The 17,778-nt window shown below is 68.9% G+C and carries 14 protein-coding genes; 5 read left to right on the top strand and 9 right to left on the bottom strand.

What is annotated here, in order from left to right:
• The first annotated feature begins 472 nt into the window (after positions 1-472).
• Positions 473-1,609, top strand: coding sequence for a serine hydrolase domain-containing protein (locus ACIBHY_RS09690; protein WP_397306433.1), 1,137 nt, complete (start codon positions 473-475; stop codon positions 1,607-1,609).
• 375 nt (positions 1,610-1,984) lie between these two features.
• Complete coding sequence (locus ACIBHY_RS09685) at positions 1,985-2,869, top strand: hypothetical protein (RefSeq protein WP_397249569.1); 885 nt, start codon at positions 1,985-1,987, stop codon at positions 2,867-2,869.
• Between the two features lie 549 nt (positions 2,870-3,418).
• Here the strand turns inward: ACIBHY_RS09685 and ACIBHY_RS09680 are convergent.
• The 9 genes from ACIBHY_RS09680 to ACIBHY_RS09640 all read right to left on the bottom strand — a co-directional run bounded on the left by ACIBHY_RS09680 (position 3,419) and on the right by ACIBHY_RS09640 (position 14,071).
• The gene (locus ACIBHY_RS09680) at positions 3,419-4,930 is read right to left on the bottom strand and encodes an aldehyde dehydrogenase family protein (RefSeq protein WP_397306432.1); all 1,512 of its coding nucleotides are present in this window, start codon (positions 4,928-4,930) and stop codon (positions 3,419-3,421) included.
• Between the two features lie 28 nt (positions 4,931-4,958).
• The gene (locus ACIBHY_RS09675; protein ID WP_397306431.1) at positions 4,959-6,398 is read right to left on the bottom strand and encodes an NAD-dependent succinate-semialdehyde dehydrogenase; all 1,440 of its coding nucleotides are present in this window, start codon (positions 6,396-6,398) and stop codon (positions 4,959-4,961) included.
• Positions 6,395-7,582, bottom strand: a complete 1,188-nt coding sequence (locus tag ACIBHY_RS09670; protein ID WP_397306430.1) for a CaiB/BaiF CoA transferase family protein — start codon at positions 7,580-7,582, stop codon at positions 6,395-6,397. The genes ACIBHY_RS09675 and ACIBHY_RS09670 overlap by 4 nt, the downstream gene beginning before the upstream one ends.
• A complete protein-coding gene (locus ACIBHY_RS09665) occupies positions 7,575-8,600 on the bottom strand; it encodes a hypothetical protein (protein ID WP_397306429.1) in 1,026 nt (341 codons plus the stop codon). Before ACIBHY_RS09665 ends, ACIBHY_RS09670 begins: the two co-directional genes overlap by 8 nt.
• Positions 8,597-9,421, bottom strand: a complete 825-nt coding sequence (locus ACIBHY_RS09660; RefSeq protein ID WP_397249577.1) for an HpcH/HpaI aldolase/citrate lyase family protein — start codon at positions 9,419-9,421, stop codon at positions 8,597-8,599. Before ACIBHY_RS09660 ends, ACIBHY_RS09665 begins: the two co-directional genes overlap by 4 nt.
• Before the next feature lie 120 nt (positions 9,422-9,541).
• The gene (locus ACIBHY_RS09655; RefSeq protein ID WP_397306428.1) at positions 9,542-10,522 is read right to left on the bottom strand and encodes a PDR/VanB family oxidoreductase; all 981 of its coding nucleotides are present in this window, start codon (positions 10,520-10,522) and stop codon (positions 9,542-9,544) included.
• Between the two features lie 70 nt (positions 10,523-10,592).
• On the bottom strand, positions 10,593-11,381 hold the full coding sequence (locus ACIBHY_RS09650) for a coniferyl-alcohol dehydrogenase (RefSeq protein WP_397306427.1): 789 nt from the start codon (positions 11,379-11,381) through the stop codon (positions 10,593-10,595).
• 185 nt (positions 11,382-11,566) lie between these two features.
• A complete protein-coding gene (locus ACIBHY_RS09645) occupies positions 11,567-13,012 on the bottom strand; it encodes a purine-cytosine permease family protein (protein WP_397306426.1) in 1,446 nt (481 codons plus the stop codon).
• Positions 13,013-13,054: 42 nt separating this feature from the next.
• Positions 13,055-14,071 carry a dimethylarginine dimethylaminohydrolase family protein gene (locus ACIBHY_RS09640; RefSeq protein WP_397306425.1) on the bottom strand — a complete coding sequence of 339 codons (1,017 nt, stop codon included), beginning with the start codon at positions 14,069-14,071 and terminating at the stop codon, positions 13,055-13,057.
• Positions 14,072-14,235: 164 nt separating this feature from the next.
• Here ACIBHY_RS09640 and ACIBHY_RS09635 point away from each other — a divergent pair, with 164 nt between their 5' ends.
• The 3 genes from ACIBHY_RS09635 to ACIBHY_RS09625 are packed head-to-tail and all read left to right on the top strand — an operon-like array spanning position 14,236 to position 17,769.
• The gene (locus tag ACIBHY_RS09635) at positions 14,236-15,456 is read left to right on the top strand and encodes a cytochrome P450 (protein ID WP_397306424.1); all 1,221 of its coding nucleotides are present in this window, start codon (positions 14,236-14,238) and stop codon (positions 15,454-15,456) included.
• A 25-nt stretch (positions 15,457-15,481) separates the two neighbouring features.
• The gene (gene ureA, locus ACIBHY_RS09630; protein WP_397306423.1) at positions 15,482-16,087 is read left to right on the top strand and encodes an urease subunit gamma; all 606 of its coding nucleotides are present in this window, start codon (positions 15,482-15,484) and stop codon (positions 16,085-16,087) included.
• Entirely contained in the window at positions 16,084-17,769 is a 1,686-nt protein-coding gene (locus ACIBHY_RS09625; protein ID WP_397306422.1) for an urease subunit alpha, read from the top strand. Before ureA ends, ACIBHY_RS09625 begins: the two co-directional genes overlap by 4 nt.
• Positions 17,770-17,778 lie beyond the last annotated feature (9 nt).

The following is a 17,778-nucleotide window of genomic DNA, read 5'->3' as shown; positions in this document are numbered from 1 at the left end:
CATCGGATCATGAAACAGGTCTCGGTCCGGCGTGTCATCCGGATTTCTTCCCCTCGGGCTTCCCGGTGCGTTCGGGCGGAAGCGGCGTTCGACCCAGAACGGCCCGTAACCATCTTGGGTGGCCCGCGCCGGATCCCACAGCGCAGGCCAGTTCATCGTACGAGTTCATCGGACGTCACCTGCGGCGGAGCGACCATCGATTACCGCGGGCTCGGGGTACACCCGGACGGCCAGCAGAAGGTCGATGGCACCGCCCCGAACTGAATGAGCGCGCCAACACCGGCGACGCAGCCGAGGGAGCAGGCTCGACGGTGCCGCCGCCCGCTGCACGGCGTCCGCTGAATCATTGGATGCGCCGTCCGGGGATGGTGCGCCTGTAGACGGACGTGCGAACCGGTCGAACGGCCGAGGCGGTGGCCGGGAGCAGCATCCTAGGTTGATCCCGACTCACACCTGAGCCTTGGGAGCAGAAATGACGTCCGCTTGGATCGTCGTGCTTGCCGTCGCGATGGGCGCCCCAGCCGCGGTGCCCGGGTACGACAAGACGCGACTTCGCCAGGATGTGGCCGCGATACGCGAGGCGGAGGTGACCGGGGTGGAAGCCCAGTTCTGGGCGCCGGGCGGCCGCATCACCGCTCGCGCCGGGGTCGCCGACCTGCGCAGCCGCCGGGCCATGCCGGCCGAGGGCTACTTCCGCATCGCGAGCACCACCAAGACCTTCGTCGCCACCGTCGTCCTGCAATTGGTTGCCGAAGGCAAGGTGGCGCTCGATGAGCCCGTCGACAAACATCTGCCGAAGGTGGTGCGCGGCCACGGAAACGACGGCCGCGTCATCACCATCCGCCAGCTCCTCCAGCACACCAGCGGCCTGTACGACTACGCCAGCGACATCAACGCCACCATCGCCAGCCGCGCCGACTGGCAAGAGCGCCGGCTGGCCCGCTACTCGGTACGACAGCTGGTGGCCATGGCGCTGCGGCACAAGCCCGCGTTCAAGCCCGGCGCGCGGTGGGCCTACAGCAACACCAACTACCTCCTGGCAGGGATGATCATCCAGAAGGTGACCGGGAGATCCTGGGACCGGGAAGTACGGGAGCGGATCGTGAAGCCGCTCGGGCTCCGCCGTACCTTCAACCCCGCCACCACGTCCCTGCCCGAGCCACACGCGAAGGCCTACGTGAAGTTTCGTCCAGGCGAGCCGTGGACCGACACCACCAGGAGCCGGGACAACTTCGCCGATGGCGGGCTGGTCAGCACGATCACCGATCTCAACCGCTTCTTCCGTGCCCTGATCGGCGGCCGGCTGCTTCCCGCCGCCGAGCTGGCCGAGATGCGTAAGACGGTCCCGGCCCGTGTGCCCGACATACCCGGCCAGCGGTATGGACTAGGGCTGTTCTGGACCCCGCTGACCTGCGGCGGCGGATACTGGGGGCACGGCGGCGACGGAGCGGGCCACAAATCCAGGGAAGGCGTACTGGACGGCGGCCGGCACAGCGTGATCGTCTTCACCCAGAGCATGATCGTCGAGGACGCGGCGCTACGACGCCACGAGCGAGCCGGCCAGCGGCTCATCGACCACGCGTTGTGCGCGTTCAAGACCGGCTCCTGAGATCGCCCGCACGGCCCATCGCGGAGCGGGTGGGTGCTCGGCGGCGGCGGTCTTGAGCTCGGACAGTCGCTCCCAGAGCTGCGGCCGCGCCTCCTCCAGGCGGGCCACGTGGGCAACGCGTGGCGGCTCCGAGGGAACTCTCGCCAGCGGCGGGACCCGGGGCGGCGCGCTCTGAGCGACGCGCCTTGCCGCAGGTTCGTTGACGAAGCCCGGGGGTGCGTGGCGCCAGGCCGGTTGCGGGGCGTGGGTGACCTGGCCTCGATCGAGGTGCTCCAACCGGGCAACTCCTGATCTGACCACTTGTGGCCATATCTGTTGCCCGGCCCGGTGCCCGGCGGGATGCTGCGGGCAACCGCTTCCCCCCGGCAGAAAGGCATGATCGTGCCACGGACCCGTGGAGCGCGTTTCGCCGCCACTCTTCTGCTCCTGGTCGGCGTCGCCGGCCTGGGCAATCAGGCTTCGGCCTCGGCCCTGCCCAGGCCGCTGGCCTTCGCCGAGAACCTGGATCTGGAGTGCTTCAGAACCGACCCGTATGTCCCCGCGCAGCCGGTGACACTCCTGTTCCGCCACCTCAATCCGGTCCTGGAGAAACTGCCGCCGGAGAAGGTCACCCTGGGAGAAAGGCAGCAGCTGTGCGTCCCGGTCACCAAGAACGGCGTCATCCCACCCGACGACGTGCTGCCCTACCTCAAGTACGTAGACCTTTCCTGCTACAAGGTCGCCAGTGACAACCGCATCAGCGAGGACCTGCGGCTCAGCCACCTCAACCCGGTGCTGCAAAAGCTCGGCGCCCCCAGGCACGTGGTGACGATGGTCGAGCTCCAGCAGCTGTGCGTACCTGTGGCGAAGGACGACTTCTTCCCGCCCAAGGAGATCCAGCACGTCGTCCAGCACCTCGACCTGGCGTGCTACCTGGTGAAGACCGAGGAAGCGCTCAACGAAGAACTCAGGCTGGGACAGCTCAACCCGCGCCTGGCCCACCTGCCCGACTCCCCCGCCAAGGTCACCTTCAGCCACCAGCTCTGCGTCCCCGTACAGAAGGAGGGCGACGACATCCCCGGCGACGTGCGCGAGATCGTCCAGTGGATCGACCTGGAGAAGTACGAGATCGTGGCGCCCAAGCTGCCCGCTGTCCAGCGGCTGACGCTCACCCACCTCAACCCCGTGCTGAGCCGGCTGCCCAGGGAACGAGCCACGTTCAACCTGCCCCAGCACCTCGCCGTCCCGGTCGCCAAGAACGACCTCATCCCACCGGGCTGACAGAAGTTACGGCAGTGGCTCGCCGTCGAGGATCGCACTGCGACGGCCGCCGAGACCTCGCCGGCACCAGGTACCCGCCCTGCCGCCCGGGGAGTTCCGGTCCTCGAAAGCGTGAACGGCCGGCGCATCGTGAGCCTTCTTCCTCTCGGAAGGGTCGCCGGGGGCGGGTTCATCGGTTCTCGCCGGAGCGACGGGGCCTAGCCGGCGTCGACGGCGTCTATCCGGGCCTGTGCTGGCCGGCGACATGCTCTACGCCGTCGATGTCCGCTGAGCGGCACACCGCCGCACCGTCGCGGGAGACCTCCTGCTGCTCGCCGGCCTCAACGACGGCGCGCGGGCGCTACAACCCTGCCGCAGTTCCGTACCAAGCCGGCACAGCACCCGCTGCGGCGGGCTGCTCCAGGGCTCATGACCGTCCCATCACACGATCCGGCGATCGTCGGGCACCGGTGGGGCTTCGCCGGCGCCACCGTCCGCCTGGCCGCCGCGCTGCGCCCAAGGGCGGTTGACCGTGATCGTTAGGTGCGGCAGGAAGCGGGCAGCCATCTCTCAGTTCGCGGGTCCGGGCCCTAGGTCGATCACGGTGGTCTTGAGTTCGGTGTAGTGCTCGACCCCGGCGAAGCCCAGTTCGCGACCGAACCCGGAGCTCTTCACTCCCCCGAAGGGCAAGGAGGGGTGGAAGATGCCGTACGAGTTCGCCCAGACGATGCCGGCCCGCAGGCGGCGGGCGACCCGGTGCACCGTGTCGTTGGCCGTGCTCCATACGCCGGCGGCAAGGCCGTAGCAGGAGTTGTTGGCCAGCCGTACGGCATCGTCCTCGGTATCGAAGGGCACCACCGTCAGCACGGGGCCGAACACCTCGTCTCGTTCGATCTGTGTGCCGGGAGCGACGTTGGTCAGGACGGCCGGGGCGGTGAAGAAGCCGTTACCCTCGGGTGGCGTTGGCCCGTCGTGTGCTTCGGCGCCCTCGGCGACAGCGTGCGCCACCATGCGGTTCACCCGGCCACGCTGCGCGGCGGACACGAGCGGGCCCATGTGGGTGCCGGGCGCCAGTCCATGACCGATGGTCAGCTGCCGAGTACGGCGCACCAGTTCGGTCACGAACTCGTCGTGGATGCCACGGTCGATGATCAGCCGGCTACCGGCTACACAGATCTGTCCGGCGTTGGTCCATATGCCGTCCATGACCCCCTTGATCGCGGCGTCCCAGTCCGCGTCGGCGAAGACCAGCTGGGGGCTCTTGCCGCCGAGTTCCAACGTGACCTTGGTGAGGGTGTCGGCGGCGGCGCGCATGACGGCCTGCCCGGTCCGGGTCGACCCGGTGAAGGCGATCTTGTCGATGCCGGGGGCGGAGGTGAGAGCCGCCCCCGTGGCGCCTCCTCCGGGCAGAACGTTGACCACTCCGTCCGGGATGCCGGCTTCAGCGCACAGCTGGGCGAAGTACACGGTCGACAGCGGCGCCTGTTCCGAGGGCTTGGCCACGAAGGTGTTGCCGAAGGCCAGGGCGGGAGCCAGCTTGTACATGAGGATCGGCAGCGGATAGTTCCACGGTGTGATCGCGGCGCATACTCCGAGCGCTTCGCGGGTGCCGGTCGCGAGCAGGCGCCGGGGGGCGGGGATCACCACTCCTTCGATCTTCGTCGCCCAGCCCGCGTAGTAGCGCAGGACGGCGACCGCCTCGGCGATGTCCAGGCGGGCCTCGGCCAAGGGCTTGCCGGTGTCCAGCGACTCGAGCTGGGCGACCGCTTCGGAGTCCCGATCAAGCAGACCGGCCAGGTAACGCAGCCGCGCTTCACGTGCCTCGGGATCGAGTTCGCTCCAACGGCCGTCATCGAACGCCGCGCGGGCCGCGCGGACGGCGTCGGCGACGTCCTCGGACGAGGCGGTGACGTACTCGGTCATCGTGACCCCGCTGCCCGGGTCGACGACGGGCAGGCGATGCTCCGAGCGGGCCGCGCGGAAGGCGCCGTCGATGAACGGGCTGAGCGGTGGCCTGTCGAGCCAGTTCCGCGCATCGGGCAGCAGCAGGTCACGGACCGACGGGTCCAGTTTCGCGGTCATCGCATGCTCGATTCTGTGTGCCTGGGGGCTACCACTGGGTGGCGATGTACTTGGTCTCGAGGAATTCGTTGATGCCGTGGTGTCCGCCTTCGCGGCCGATGCCGCTTTGCTTGACGCCGCCGAATGGCGCCGCAGGGTCGGAGAACACGCCGGTGTTGAGGCCGACCATGCCGGTTTCGAGCTGTTCGGCCACGCGTAGCCCGCGCGGCAGGTCACGGGTGTAGACATAGGAGCCCAGGCCCATCTCGGTGCTGTTGGCCATGGCGATCACGTCGTCTTCGCTGTCGAAGGAGACCACCGGAGCAACGGGCCCGAACAGTTCGTGGTCCAGCACCGGCGCGGTGGCGGGGACGGAGTCGATGAGAGTCGGCGGGAAGAAGTAGCCGGGGCCGGGCAACGGGTCCCCGCCCACGACGACGCGGCCTCCGGAGTCGAGCGCGGACCTGACCGCCCCGGCCAGGGAGTCGCGTGCCGCGGCTGAGGCCATCGGTCCCACGGTCACCGAGGGATCCGTGCCGGGGCCGACCTTCAGCGCGGACAGTGCCTGGGCGAAGCGGGAGACGAACTCATCGTGTACGCGGGTGTGGACGTAGAACCGGTTGGCCGCGGTGCACGCCTCGGCGTTGTGCCGCATCTTGGCCACCAGCGCGCCGGCGACGGCCGCGTCCAGGTCGGCATCCGAGAAGACGATGAAGGGGGCGTTGCCGCCCAGCTCCATCGAGGTCTTCAGCACCCGTTTGGCCGCTTGGCCCAGCAGGGCGCTGCCCACCCGGGTGGAGCCGGTGAAGGACAGCGCCCGGACCGGACCGGCGTCGATGAGATCGGCGGTGAGGGTGATGTCGTGGGTGGTCGGAAGCACGTTGACCACGCCGGGGGGAACGCCCGCGGCGGCGAGCAGGCCGGCCAGGAGGAGAGCGGTCAGCGGCGTCTGGTGGGAGGGTTTGATCACGACGGTGCATCCGGCCGCGAGCGCCGGGGCGACTTTACGGGTGATCATGGCCGCCGGGAGGTTCCAGGGCGTGAGCAGCAGTGCCACTCCGACCGGCTGGGAGATCTCGATGATGCGTCGGTCGCCGCCGGGCGCGTGGCCGAGGTGGCCGGACACGCGCACGGCTTCTTCGCTGTACCAGCGGAAGAACTCGGCGGCATAGGCGACCTCCGCGTGAGCGTCGGCGCGGGCCTTGCCGTTCTCGGCGGTGATGAGGGCGGCGATCTCGCCCCGGGACCGGATCATCAGCTCGTAGGCCCGGCGCAGGATCTCGGCGCGCTCCCTGGGCGCGCGCTCGCGCCACGCGGGCAGAGCCGTGGCGGCGGCTGCTGCCGCATCCCTGCCGTCGTCGACGGCGGCGTCGGCCACCGTGGCGATGACCTGCTGCGTGGCGGGGTTTTCGACGTTGAACGTGCCGCGCCCTGTGGCGGGACGCCAGGCCCCGTCGATGAACAGATCGGTGAAGCTGACGGTGCTCACTGGGGCCGCTCCGTGGGGTGCGGGAGACGGAACTCGTCGTTGTCGGCGCCCAGCCGGGGAACGCCCCCGGGTCGGGCACCCTGCCCGTCGAAGAGCAAGGGCAGGCGGGGCAGGCGGAGGACGGAGCCGTCGGCGCGCAGGGCGCGTTCGTCGTCGAGCGGAGCGAACAGCCCGCGGTGGGCGAGTTGCGGGCAGGCCCGGACGTCGGCAATGGTCTGCACGACGCCGGCGGGCTGCCCGGCCGCGCGCAGGGCGGCCACCGCCTCGTGCCGGTCCTTGTCCTTGGCCCACTCCTCCAGCAGCGGAACGATTCGGTCGCTCATGTGCTCGGCGCGCTTGAGGGTCGTGTCGAGCTCGGGATCTGTTTCCAGGCCGGGGTCGCCGAGCGCGACACAGCATCGGCGCCACATCTCGTCGGTAGGGATCACGATGGACACCCACGCGCCATCACCGGCGCGGAACGCCCCGACGGGGCTGAAGCGGTCAACACCTCGGCCGGGAACTTCGCCGGTGTACTCGTGCAGGGTGAGCGGGCGTTCCAGGAACGCCGCACCGATGTCGTACATGGCGGCATCCACGTGGGCTCCTCTACCGGTGGAGACGCGCGCGACCAGGGCGGTGAGGATGCCGAGGGCGGCGTAGACGCCCGCGAGCAGGTCCATGGTGCCCATCGGGGCCAGGCCGGGCGGCCCGTCCGCATCGCCGATCAGGCTGGACAGGCCACTCATGCCCTGGATGACCGAGTCGAACGCCGGCCAGCTGGTGTAGGGCCCGCCGGAGCCTCCGAAGCCGGAGATCTCGCAGACCACCAGGTGGGGGTGCCGTTCGAGGAGCAGGGCGGGAGCCAGTCCCTGGCGTTCCAGCGACCCGGGGCGCAGGTTGCCGACGAGGACATCGGCGGACCGCAGCAGTTCGTGGAAGATCCGCCGGTCGTCCTCGAAGCTCAGGTTGAGCTCGACGGACTTCTTGCCGCGGTTGTAGGAGGCGAAGCCGCCGCTGATGTAGTCGTCGTCCGGGCCGAGCTTGGGGTCGTACCGGCGGCGAGGGTCACCCGTTCCGGGGCGTTCGATCTTGATGATCTCGGCGCCCGCGTCGGCGAGCAGTTGCGTGCAATACGGTGCCGCGATGAACTGCTCCAGCGACACCACGCGGATGTCGCGCAGGAGTCGCAGTCCTTCAGTCACGGTCCGCGCCGATCGTTCCGGCGACCAGCGCCACGGGGCGGAAGTCAAGGAGGTCCACTGACTCGCCCGCCTGCCGCAGGGTCTGTCCTTTGATGCGGAAGGCGATCAGTGCCCCGCCGTCGACCGGCAACAGTTCGTCGCAGGTGATGTCGAAGGACAGGAGATCGTCTTCGAATGCCGGGGCGAGATGGTCGCAGGAGCGCCACCCGACGACGGCGGCCAGGCCCGGCACGAGGCGGGTCAGGGATGCCTGCGCGAGGGCGGCGACGTGACCTCCATAGACGAGGCGCCGTCCGTGCCGGCCGCGTGCGGGGTCGCGGTGTGCGGCGGCCTGATTCTGGGTGAGGCGGACGAGGTCCAGGGCGCCGCTGATCGAGTCGCGCAAGGGATCGGTGGCCTGCCAGCCGGCAGGTGGCAGCGGCCGTCGCGACAGCTCGGACAGGTTCCAGTCCTTGGGCACCACGGGCAGCAGGGCCTCCAGCGGGCGGCTGGAGTCGGCGGTCCCGACCTCCCCTGCTTCCACCAGCCGATCCTGGTCGCGCACGGGTAGCAGGGCGAGTCGCTCCAGCGAGGCGACCAGCACGTCGTGCTGGTCGCGGGTCTCCACGGACAGCAGGACCTTCGCGCGCCGGCCGTTGCCGTTGTCCCGGGTGAAGGCGCGGGCGATGGGAGTGACCGTCGAGGTCAGCGTCGAACCCAGATGAATCTGCCTGTGCAGCGTCACATCGCGGTAGAAGAGGTTGGCGATGACGATCCGGGTGGCGACGGTGGACTGGCCGATCGCGAGGTGAAGCACGAGAGCCGAGTTGACCACGCGAGCTTCCGCTCCGGTGGTGGCGTAGGCTCGCGGGCCGCTCAGTGTCAGGCCGGCGGGGTCTCCGCTGATCGCCTGGTATTGCGCGGCCAGGCCTTCGTCGATGGTGATCGCAGGTGCCGGTGGGAGGGACTCGCCGATGACGAAGTCGTCGCCGTAGGGGCCGTCCGGGAGCATGGTGGTGCTCAGTGTGATGGTGCTCATTGTCCTGCCTCCGCGAGTATGTTCAGGGCGCGGTCGATAGCCGGCCGGTCGACCATGGCGCCGTTCACGACGATCGCGCCGGTGGCGTGCTCGTCGGCGACGGCGCCGACGATGCGGTGCGCCCAGGCCACCATGTCCGGGTCCGGCCCGAACAGTTGCCCCACGGCGGCGATTTGGGCCGGGTGTATGCAGAGCTTGCCGGTGAAGCCGAGGGCCGCCTGCCGGGCGCAGTGGGCACGGAGCAGCCGCTCGTCGTCGACCGCCACTGTGGGCCCGGCGATCGCCGGTATCTCGGCGCTCGCCGCGGCGTTCACGATCCGGGCCTGTGCCCAGGAGGTGTCCTCGGCGCGCAGGCCGCCGCAGCGGGTGAGCTCGGCACGGTAGTCCAGCTCGCCGAACATGACCGCCTTCACCGCCCTGTGGTGGGTGGTGAGCCAGGTGTGCTCGACTCCTTCGGCGGTCTCGATCAGCGCCACGACCGGCAGCTTCGTCCTGCTCGACAGGTCCGCGACCGCGTCCGGCGTGGCCTTGGGCAGCACCAGGGCGTCGATGCGGTCCAGCACATCGCGCAGCGTGGCCAGATCGGCCGCCAGGTGGGGCGAATCTGTGGAATTGACGCGCAGCCACAGCCGGCGCGCCGGCGCGGCCAGTCTCCCGGCCCACTGCCGGGCGAGATCGCGGGCGTTGTGCTTGTCGATCTCGGCGACGCCGTCTTCGAGGTCGACCATGAGCGCGGAGGCCGTGGAGGCCTGAGCCTTGGCGAGGAACCGTTCGGAGGAGGCCGGCACGGCCAGGACAGTGCGGGCGGGCGTCCGCTTCATGCCGGCGCGCCCTTCACCGCTCGCGGCTCGCCCTCGATCTGCCCGGCGAGCGGCCGCCCGGCCTCGGGTGGCTGAAGCCGGCGGATGTCGTTCATGAGGACACAGCCCTTTCTTCTCGCATCAGAGGTCGAGTACGAGCTTTGGGGACAGGCAGCGGCCGACGCAGATCATCATCGTCTCGTTGCCGTCCCGTTCCTCCGGGGAGAGCACTTGGTCTCGGTGGTCGGGAACGCCGTCCAGCACGGTGGTCTCGCAGGAGCCGCAATAGCCTTCTTCGCAGGAGAACGGGACCTGGGGCATGAGCTTGCGGATGACGTCGATCAGGCGCTGGTCGGCCGGCACGGTCAGGGTCCGTCCGAAGCGGGCCAGCTCGACCTCGAAGGCACGGTCGGCCGGCGCGGGCTCGTTCTCGTCCTTCGGCCGCGCGCCGAACCGCTCCAGGTGCAGCGTTCCCGGCGGCAGCAGTTCGTCGCCGCGGGCCTCGACGGCCCGCAACATCGGTTCGGGGCCACAGGCGAACACGGCCGTGCCGACCGGCAGGCCCGTGAAGGCGGCGGCGAAGTCGGGGTGCCCGAGTTCGTCCTGCGGGATCAGGCGCACCTCCCCCCTGGACCGCTGGGCGAGTTCGGTGAGTTCGCCGGTGTAGGCCATCGAGGAGCGGGCCCGGCCGCCATAGACCAACGTCCATGGGGTGCCGGTCGCGGCCGCTTCGCGGATCATCGCGAGGATGGGGGTGATGCCGATTCCTCCGGCGAGGAAGAGGTACCGGTCCGCTGGGACCAGGCGGAAATGGTTACGCGGTGCGCGGACCTTGACGATCGTTCCTTCGGTCAGCTGGTCGTGCACCTCTCTGGAGCCACCCCGGCTCGCCGGCTCGCGAAGGACGGCGACGACGTACTCGCCCGTGCGCTCACCGTGGCCGCACAGGGAGTATTGGCGCACGGTCCCGGACGGCAGGACGAGATCGATGTGCGCTCCTGGCGTCCACTCCTCCAGTGGATGGTGAGCGGGATCGGTCAGGGTGAGTTCGACGACGCCCGCCGCCACGGCGCGCCGTCGGGTGACTGTTACCTGCCGCACTCCGGCGAACTGGGTGTTCATGACCGCACCTCGCTCTCTGTGATGGTCTCGGGGCTGAAGCCAACTCGGACGGCCGCCTCAGCACGGCTTGTCAGCGCGGATGGCCGGTGGCGGCCCGGCCGAGCGCGAAGGCCATCTCCGCGCCCGAATCGACGACGACGTCTGTGCCGTTGATCCATCCGGCCTGCGCACCGGCCAGAAAGTGGATCACTGAGGCGATCTCGTGAGGCTGACCATTGCGTCCTCCCGCCAGCTCGGTGAGGGGATCGAGCTCGTCGTGGCCCATCGACTCGTAGAACGCCGGCAGGAGCGGGGTCTCCACAGCACCGGGGCTGACCGTGTTGACGCGCACGTGTCCGCGGTAGCGCTGGGCGGCGTAGGACGTCCACACGATGAGGGCCTCCTTGCTCCGTGTGTAGGCGTCCTTGCCGTTCGTCAGTAGGTCCGCACCCGTCCGCAGGCCGGTGTGGAAGTCCGGCGTATTCACGAGCCGGCCGACCTCGTCGATGTGGTCGCGCCAGTGCCAGCCGGCGGTGGAGGCGACACTCACCACCGATCCACCGGGTTTCATGCGAGGCACGAGGCGTTCGGTCAGGTGCCGTAGCCCGAAGAAGTTGACTCCGAGGATCAGCGGGACGGGCGAGGCCCCCGAGACACCGGCCACGTTGCACAGCACGTCGACGGGATCCGGCAACGCCTCGATCGCGGCATAGATGGAGCGGGGGTCGCCGATGTCGGTCTCGATGTAATGGCCGACGGCGCCACCGGGCCTGAGGTCGAGCACGACGACCTCGTCCCCGTGCGCCAGAAACCGCTCCACGACGGCTTCGCCGATGCCTGATGCTCCGCCGGTGACCACCACCGTGCGAGACAGGGCCATCGCCGGCTCCCTTCGATCTTCGATTGCCTCGAATCAGCTGGATATCTCTACGATGACACGGCTCGCCGGTTGATACAAGAGAATATTGCATCATCAGCACCATAGACACGTGAACTTTGCGCTCATTCGCCAGAGTGCAAGCGTGGTGAGCATACGCATATGCCGTGCCAGGGAGCGCGGGACGGTCAGCCGCTTTCGCGCCGCAGACCGCGGCCGAGGGTCAGATAGATCGCGAGACTGACCATCGGCCCCGCGAGCACGGCGAGGTCGACGCCGCCCAGCCCCGAGGCGACGGGCCCTTGCCACACCGTGGTGTTGACGCAGACCAGCGCGGCGGCCGTACCCGCCGCCAGTGCGGCGATGCCCGCGATGTTGTACCCGCCGCGATACCAGAAAGGGCCGCCTGGCCGCAGATCGTGGAGCGCCGGCCCGTCGTAGCGGTTGCGCCGGAGCCACACGTCCACGGCGTAGATGGTGAGCGCCGGCGCAAGGAAGGTGACGCTGAGCGACAGAAGGTTTCGGAACGCGGTGAGGAATTCCGTGGTGATCAGGATGTAACACAGCGCTCCGCCGAGCGCTGTGGCCACCAGGACGGACGTGGCACGACTCAGCGCGACACCCACCGCCTGCAGGGCCAATCCGGCCGAGTAGGCGGTGATGATGTTGTTGGTGATGAGCCCCACGACCACGGTGAGCAGGAAGACCCGGTAGAACCAGCCGGGGAGCAGCTCACCCATCGAAACCTGCGGCTCGGTCATGTCGACGACCGTGCCGGCGAACACTCCGATCGTCCCCAGGACGACCGCGGGAAGCCAGCCCCCGAGCGCGGTCCAGCCGAAAACGGCTCTCCTTGAGGACCCGGTGGGGAGATATCGCGAGTAGTCAGCACCGTTGCAGTACGACAGCGGACCAGCCGCGACCACGGCCAGGCCGGCCAGCATCGCCGCCCAGAGGTCTCCGCCCTGCAGCGGGGTGAAGTCCGACGGGACGCTCTGCGCCTCGGCTGCCACGAAGCCGCCGAGAAGCAGCATGCTCCCACCGAGCAACAAGCTGAACAGCCCGCTGCACCGCACGATCGTCGCATGGCCGTACACGCTGATGGCGAACGTCGCCACGCCGATCGCGACGGCCGTGACGATCCTCAGGAGGGTACTCATGGACAGGCCGAGAGATTCCAGGAGCGCGTAGCCGGCCAGGGAGGTCACAGCGAGGTTGACGCCAACGTAGCCGACCCAGGTGATCCAGCTCAGTCCCGCGCTGAAGGGCCGGTTCCCCCTCACGCCGTAGATCGCGCGGGTGACCACCGTGCTCGGCGTGCCCGAACTCGGCCCGCTCGTCGCCGTGTATCCCACGAGCAGCCAGAAGCCGTTGCCGAGAACGACGATCAACAGCGCCTGCGGCACGGACAGTCCGATGACCGGCAGGCTGCCGCCGATCAGAAGGTACAGATAGCTGACATTGGCCCCCAGCCACACGGGGAAGAGCTCGAAGGGACGGCCGTGCCGTTCGGCTTCGGGTACGTGGTCGATGCCCCGGCTCTCCACTCGTCCGGCCCGGTCTTCGGCCTGATCGGCCGCCGGGCCGGGAGAGACGCTGGGGAGTTGATCGTGCTTGACGACGTCCTTGGGCATCTCGGGCTCCTAACCGTCCTCTTTCAAGCGGGGTCGGCTGATTCAGAGATCGTCGCGGAGGAGTTCCATGGTGGAGCAGTGGATGCCGCCGCCGTTCGCCTCCACCGCGTCGTAGTCGATCACCGTCACCTTGACCCCAAGGGAATCCAGCGTTTCGGCGGTCCTCGGCGCGGAGGACGACATGAGGAAGTGGCCGGGCGAGATCGCCAGGCCGTTGATGGCCCAAGCCTCCGCAGGGTCCACCCAGATCGGCTGGACGCCGTGTTCCCGGAGCAGGTCCGGCAGCCAGTGGGGAACCGAGCTCGGTGACAGCAGGGCGCGGTCGACGTCGATCATGGCGAGTGATCCGTCGATATGGAACTCGAAACCACTCAGCGGCACGGTGAGGAGTTCGACGCCGAAGTAGCGGAGGATGTCGGCGAGCTGATCGGCGCCCTGCCGGTTGCAGCGGATGGACGTTCCGAAGAGCGCGAGTTTCGCGTTCAGTTTGGCGAAGGAGCCCCCTTCGACGTGGCCGGTTCCGCCGATCGTGCCGAGAATCGGCATGCCGATGGCCGCCACGGCGCGGGTCACATGCGCCTCCTCGCCGCGGCGCATGGTGGGGGCGAGGCGGCCGATGACCGCCCCACCCCTGATAGTGATCATGGGATCGCGCACATAGATCGACTTGGTGTACACCCCCGGTAGCGGTGGCAGGACGTCGGTAGTGACGCCGAAGGATCGCAGGGTTTCCGCCAGGGTGTCGTGCTGTGCCTGCATCCGCCGCAGGTCAGGGCCTTGGGGGCGAATCCAGTACCAGCGCCCGTCCGGGTCGAAGGCCGCGCCGAGCTTCGCGTCCCACCGTCCGGCGTCGATCTCGTCGAACTCGGTTCCGGGACGGCGCAGCATGACCCGTCGCAGAACGCCAACCTCGGAGGACGCTCCCCAAGCCGCCCCCCAGACGGATCGCAGTTCGTCGTCGTCTGAGAACGAGGAACGGCACAGAGGCACCCGCCCCTGAATGTAGGCGCTGTCGTTGGTGATCTCGGCGGGCAAGCGCCGCTCCGGGCGGATCTCCATGTCTGACTCTCCACTGCCTCTGGCACGTATCGATGCGAGCGATAAATTTGCTCACAGCGAGCAGGTTTACCGTTAACTGCTCTAGAAAACTAGAGACCACCCAGATATTTTGCAAGAATCGCACGCATGAGACGCCATTTGAACCACCGTGGAGACAGGACATCATGAGTCGACCGACGGCTGCGGCATCCGCCGAGATCCTTACCGATCCCGACTTCTGGCAGGGAAACCGCCAGGATGCGACCTTCCGGATCCTGCGCGAGAGGGCCCCGATCAGCTGGCAGCCCGAGCCGGTCACGAGCTGGAACCCGAAAGGAGGGCCCGGCTTCTGGTCGGTGGTGACCCACGCGCTGGTCACCGAGGTCAGCCGCAACCCGGACATCTTCGGTTCCCGCCACGGGACGGAGATCATCGATCTGGAGCCGGAGGTCTACCAGCTGGCGGGCATGCTCAACATGGACGCCCCCGAGCACACCCGGCTCCGCCAGATCGTCTCCCGCGTGTTCACACCGCGTCGCGTCACCGCCATGCTGCGGGACATCCGACTGCGCGCCCACGACATCGTCGACAGGATGGCCGGGGCAGGCGAGTTCGACTTCGTCGCGGAGGTCGCCGACACCTATCCCGCGGGGATCGTCGCGGACGTGATGGGGGTCGCCCCATCGGACGTCCCGGACCTGGTCGACCTGACCAAGCAGATCCTGTCGCCCCCGCCAGAGCGCGCGCACCACGCGAACCTGCAGATGATCGAGTACGGCACCGGCCTGGCCCGCGAGCGGGCGACCACGCCCACCGACGACCTGCTGTCGCTGCTTGTGCAGGCAGAGGTCGATGGCCGGCGGCTGACGCCTGAGGAGATTGGTGTGTTCTTCGCCCTGCTGCTGACCGCCGGCATCGAAACGACCGGTACGGCACTCAGCCACGCCATCGTCGCGCTGCACGACTTTCCCGGCCAGCGGGCCCTGTGGCTCACCGACTACCCCGCGCTGGCTCCCGCAGCCGTGGAGGAGGTGTTCCGCTGGGCCAGTCCCGTACGGCGTTTCCGCCGTACCGCCTTGGCGGACACCGAACTGGCCGGCACACCGATCGCGGCCGGCGACAAGGTCGTGATGTGGTACTCCTCAGCCAACCGCGATGATACGGCGTTCGCCGACCCCGCCACCTTCGACATCACGCGCAGCCCCAATCCTCACCTGGCCTTCGGCGGAGGAGGGCACCACTTCTGTCTCGGCGCCAACCTCGCCCGTGCCGAGACGGCCGCGTTCCTGGACGCCTTCCTGCACGCCTTCCCTCGCTACGAACTGACGGGTGAGGTCGTCTACGCCCAGAACGACATGTTCAACGTGATCACCTCGATCCCGTGCGCCTCGGGCGGCCCACGGTGACCGAACCGGACCCCTGGAAGCCGTCATGCACCTGACTCTGCGAGAACGAGAACGACTCGACATCTTCAACGCCGCCCAGCTCGCGCGACGCCGCCTCACTCGAGGGCAGCGGCTCAACGCCCCCGAAGCCGTCGCGCTCGTCTGCGACGAGATTCTCGAACTCGCCTGGGACGGTCTGAGCCTGGCCCAGGTCGTCGAGTTCGCCCGCCTGGTCGTCACCCCCGGGCAACTGCGTGAGGGGGTCGCCGAACTCGTCCCGCACCTCCAGGTCGAGGCGCTGTTCCCGCACGGCACCTCCCTCGTCGCGGTCGACCAGCCGTTCGGGGCCCCTTCACCCGGCGGCCCCGGGGCGCACGCCGTGGCCGGGGGTGAGATCGAACTCAACGCGGGCCGCCCGGCCTGGACCACGACCGTCCGCAACTCGGGCCCCCTCCCGGTCCATGTCTCCTCGCACTTTCCCTTCGCCGAGGTGAACGGCGCCTTGGAATTCGACAGAGAGATCGCGCGCGGGGCACGGCTCAACATCCCCGCCGGCACATCGGCGACCTTCGATCCTGGGGCGACCCGCGAGGTCGAGCTCATCGCCCTTGCGCTGCCCGCCGTTCCCTCTGACCACCAAGGCGACACATGAAGATCACTCGCGACCGATACGCACAGCTGTACGGACCGACCGCCGGCGACTCCATTCGTCTCGGCGACACCGACCTGTGGGTCACCGTCGCCGCCGACGACGCGCTGTACGGGGACGAACTCCTGGGTGGCTGCGGCAAGACCTTGCGCGACGGACTCCTCGTCAGCCCGGCGTCCGGCGGTGACTCGGCCCTGGACATGGTGATCACCAGCGTCGTCATCCTGGATCCCGTTCTGGGCGTCAGGAAGACGAACATCGGCATCAAGGACGGACGCATCGCTTCCGTGGGGCGCGCGGGCAATCCCGGCCACGACCCCGACGTGACGGGCATGGTCGACAGCCACACCGCCATCGTGCCCGGCGAAGGACTGATCGCGACGGCGGGCGCGGTCGACTCCCATGTTCACCTGTCCTCTCCAGAGCTGGTTCCCGCCGCCCTGTCCGCCGGGGTGACCACCCTGGTCGGCATGGGACTGGGAGGCGTGTGGGATGTGGGCTGCAATCCCGCGTACAACCTGCACACGCTCTTCGAGTCCTGGCGGGGGCTGCCGATGAACGTGGCCTTCCTCGCCCGCGGTTCCACTGCCGCCGGCGCCCTGCACGAACACGCGATCGCCTCCGGTGCCGGTGGCTTCAAGGTGCACGAGGACTTCGGCGCGACCCCTGCCATCATCGACGCCTGCCTGAGCGCCGCCGAACACGCCGATCTGCCGGTCGCCCTGCACACCGACTCCCTCAACGAATCGGGCTCCCTGCAGGACACGGTGGACGCGACCCGGGGCCGAACCGTGCACGCCTACCACGTGGAAGGCGGGGGCGGGCACCCGAACCTCCTGGAGATCCTTTCCGTCCCCCACATCCTGCCGTCCTCGACGACGCCGACGATTCCCCTCACGGCCGCCACCGCGCTCGAGCTCATGCCGATGACGATGACCGTTCACCGGCAGAATGATGCGATCGCCTCCGATCTGGCCGTCTCCGCGAGCCGTATCCGGGAGCGTGCCATCGCCGCGGAGAACCTGCTGCACGACCTCGGCGCCATCGGTATCGTGAACTCCGATTCCATGGGCATGGGCCGTATCGCCGAAACGATCCGTCGCACCTGGCAGCTCGCCCACCTCTGCGCGCACCACGCCGGGCAGGCGGGACAGTCGGTGGACTCGACCGAACGCGTGCTGCGCTTCCTGGCCAAGATCACGCTGAACCCGGCCATCGCTCACGGCATGGCCCACGAGGTGGGCAGCCTCCAGGTGGGTCGCATGGCCGACGTCGTCCTGTGGCAGCCGGCCTGGTTCGGCGCCAAACCCGAACTGGTCCTCAAGGGAGGCTTCGCGGTCTGGGGCAACGTCGGCAGTTCCTCCGGATCGACCCGTCTGGGACAACCCCGCGCCTACCGGCCCTACTTCGGAGCCGTGGGCAGTGCGCCAGGCCGCCTGTCCGGTGTCTTCGTCTCCGGTGCGACGCTCGACGACTCCCGCCTGCGACGCGCGCTTCCGTCAGGACTGACCTACCTGCGGGTATCGGGCTCGCGGGCACTGAGCAGGGCCGACCTGTCCCGCAACACCGCCACCCCGACGGTCGTGGTGCCGACCGACCGATCACCGGTCACAGTGAACGGCGCCGAGGCCCACTTTCACCCGGCCGAGGTCACCCCCCTCGGGCAGCTGCACCACTTCGCCTGAAGGTTCGCG

The sequence above is a fragment of the Nonomuraea sp. NPDC050547 genome (assembly GCF_044457345.1).
Taxonomy (GTDB): Bacteria; Actinomycetota; Actinomycetes; order Streptosporangiales; family Streptosporangiaceae; genus Nonomuraea.
This window is presented reverse-complemented; position numbering and strand designations above follow the sequence as displayed.

Coding starts and splice junctions, on each gene's coding strand:
- ACIBHY_RS09690 (WP_397306433.1), top strand. CDS start 473: ATGACGTCCGCTTGGATCGTCGTGCTTGCCGTCGCGATGGGCGCCCCA.
- ACIBHY_RS09685 (WP_397249569.1), top strand. CDS start 1,985: ATGATCGTGCCACGGACCCGTGGAGCGCGTTTCGCCGCCACTCTTCTG.
- ACIBHY_RS09680 (WP_397306432.1), bottom strand. CDS start 4,930: ATGACCGCGAAACTGGACCCGTCGGTCCGTGACCTGCTGCTGCCCGAT.
- ACIBHY_RS09665 (WP_397306429.1), bottom strand. CDS start 8,600: ATGAGCACCATCACACTGAGCACCACCATGCTCCCGGACGGCCCCTAC.
- ACIBHY_RS09660 (WP_397249577.1), bottom strand. CDS start 9,421: ATGAAGCGGACGCCCGCCCGCACTGTCCTGGCCGTGCCGGCCTCCTCC.
- ACIBHY_RS09655 (WP_397306428.1), bottom strand. CDS start 10,522: ATGAACACCCAGTTCGCCGGAGTGCGGCAGGTAACAGTCACCCGACGG.
- ACIBHY_RS09650 (WP_397306427.1), bottom strand. CDS start 11,381: ATGGCCCTGTCTCGCACGGTGGTGGTCACCGGCGGAGCATCAGGCATC.
- ACIBHY_RS09645 (WP_397306426.1), bottom strand. CDS start 13,012: ATGCCCAAGGACGTCGTCAAGCACGATCAACTCCCCAGCGTCTCTCCC.
- ACIBHY_RS09640 (WP_397306425.1), bottom strand. CDS start 14,071: ATGGAGATCCGCCCGGAGCGGCGCTTGCCCGCCGAGATCACCAACGAC.
- ACIBHY_RS09635 (WP_397306424.1), top strand. CDS start 14,236: ATGAGTCGACCGACGGCTGCGGCATCCGCCGAGATCCTTACCGATCCC.
- ureA (WP_397306423.1), top strand. CDS start 15,482: ATGCACCTGACTCTGCGAGAACGAGAACGACTCGACATCTTCAACGCC.
- ACIBHY_RS09625 (WP_397306422.1), top strand. CDS start 16,084: ATGAAGATCACTCGCGACCGATACGCACAGCTGTACGGACCGACCGCC.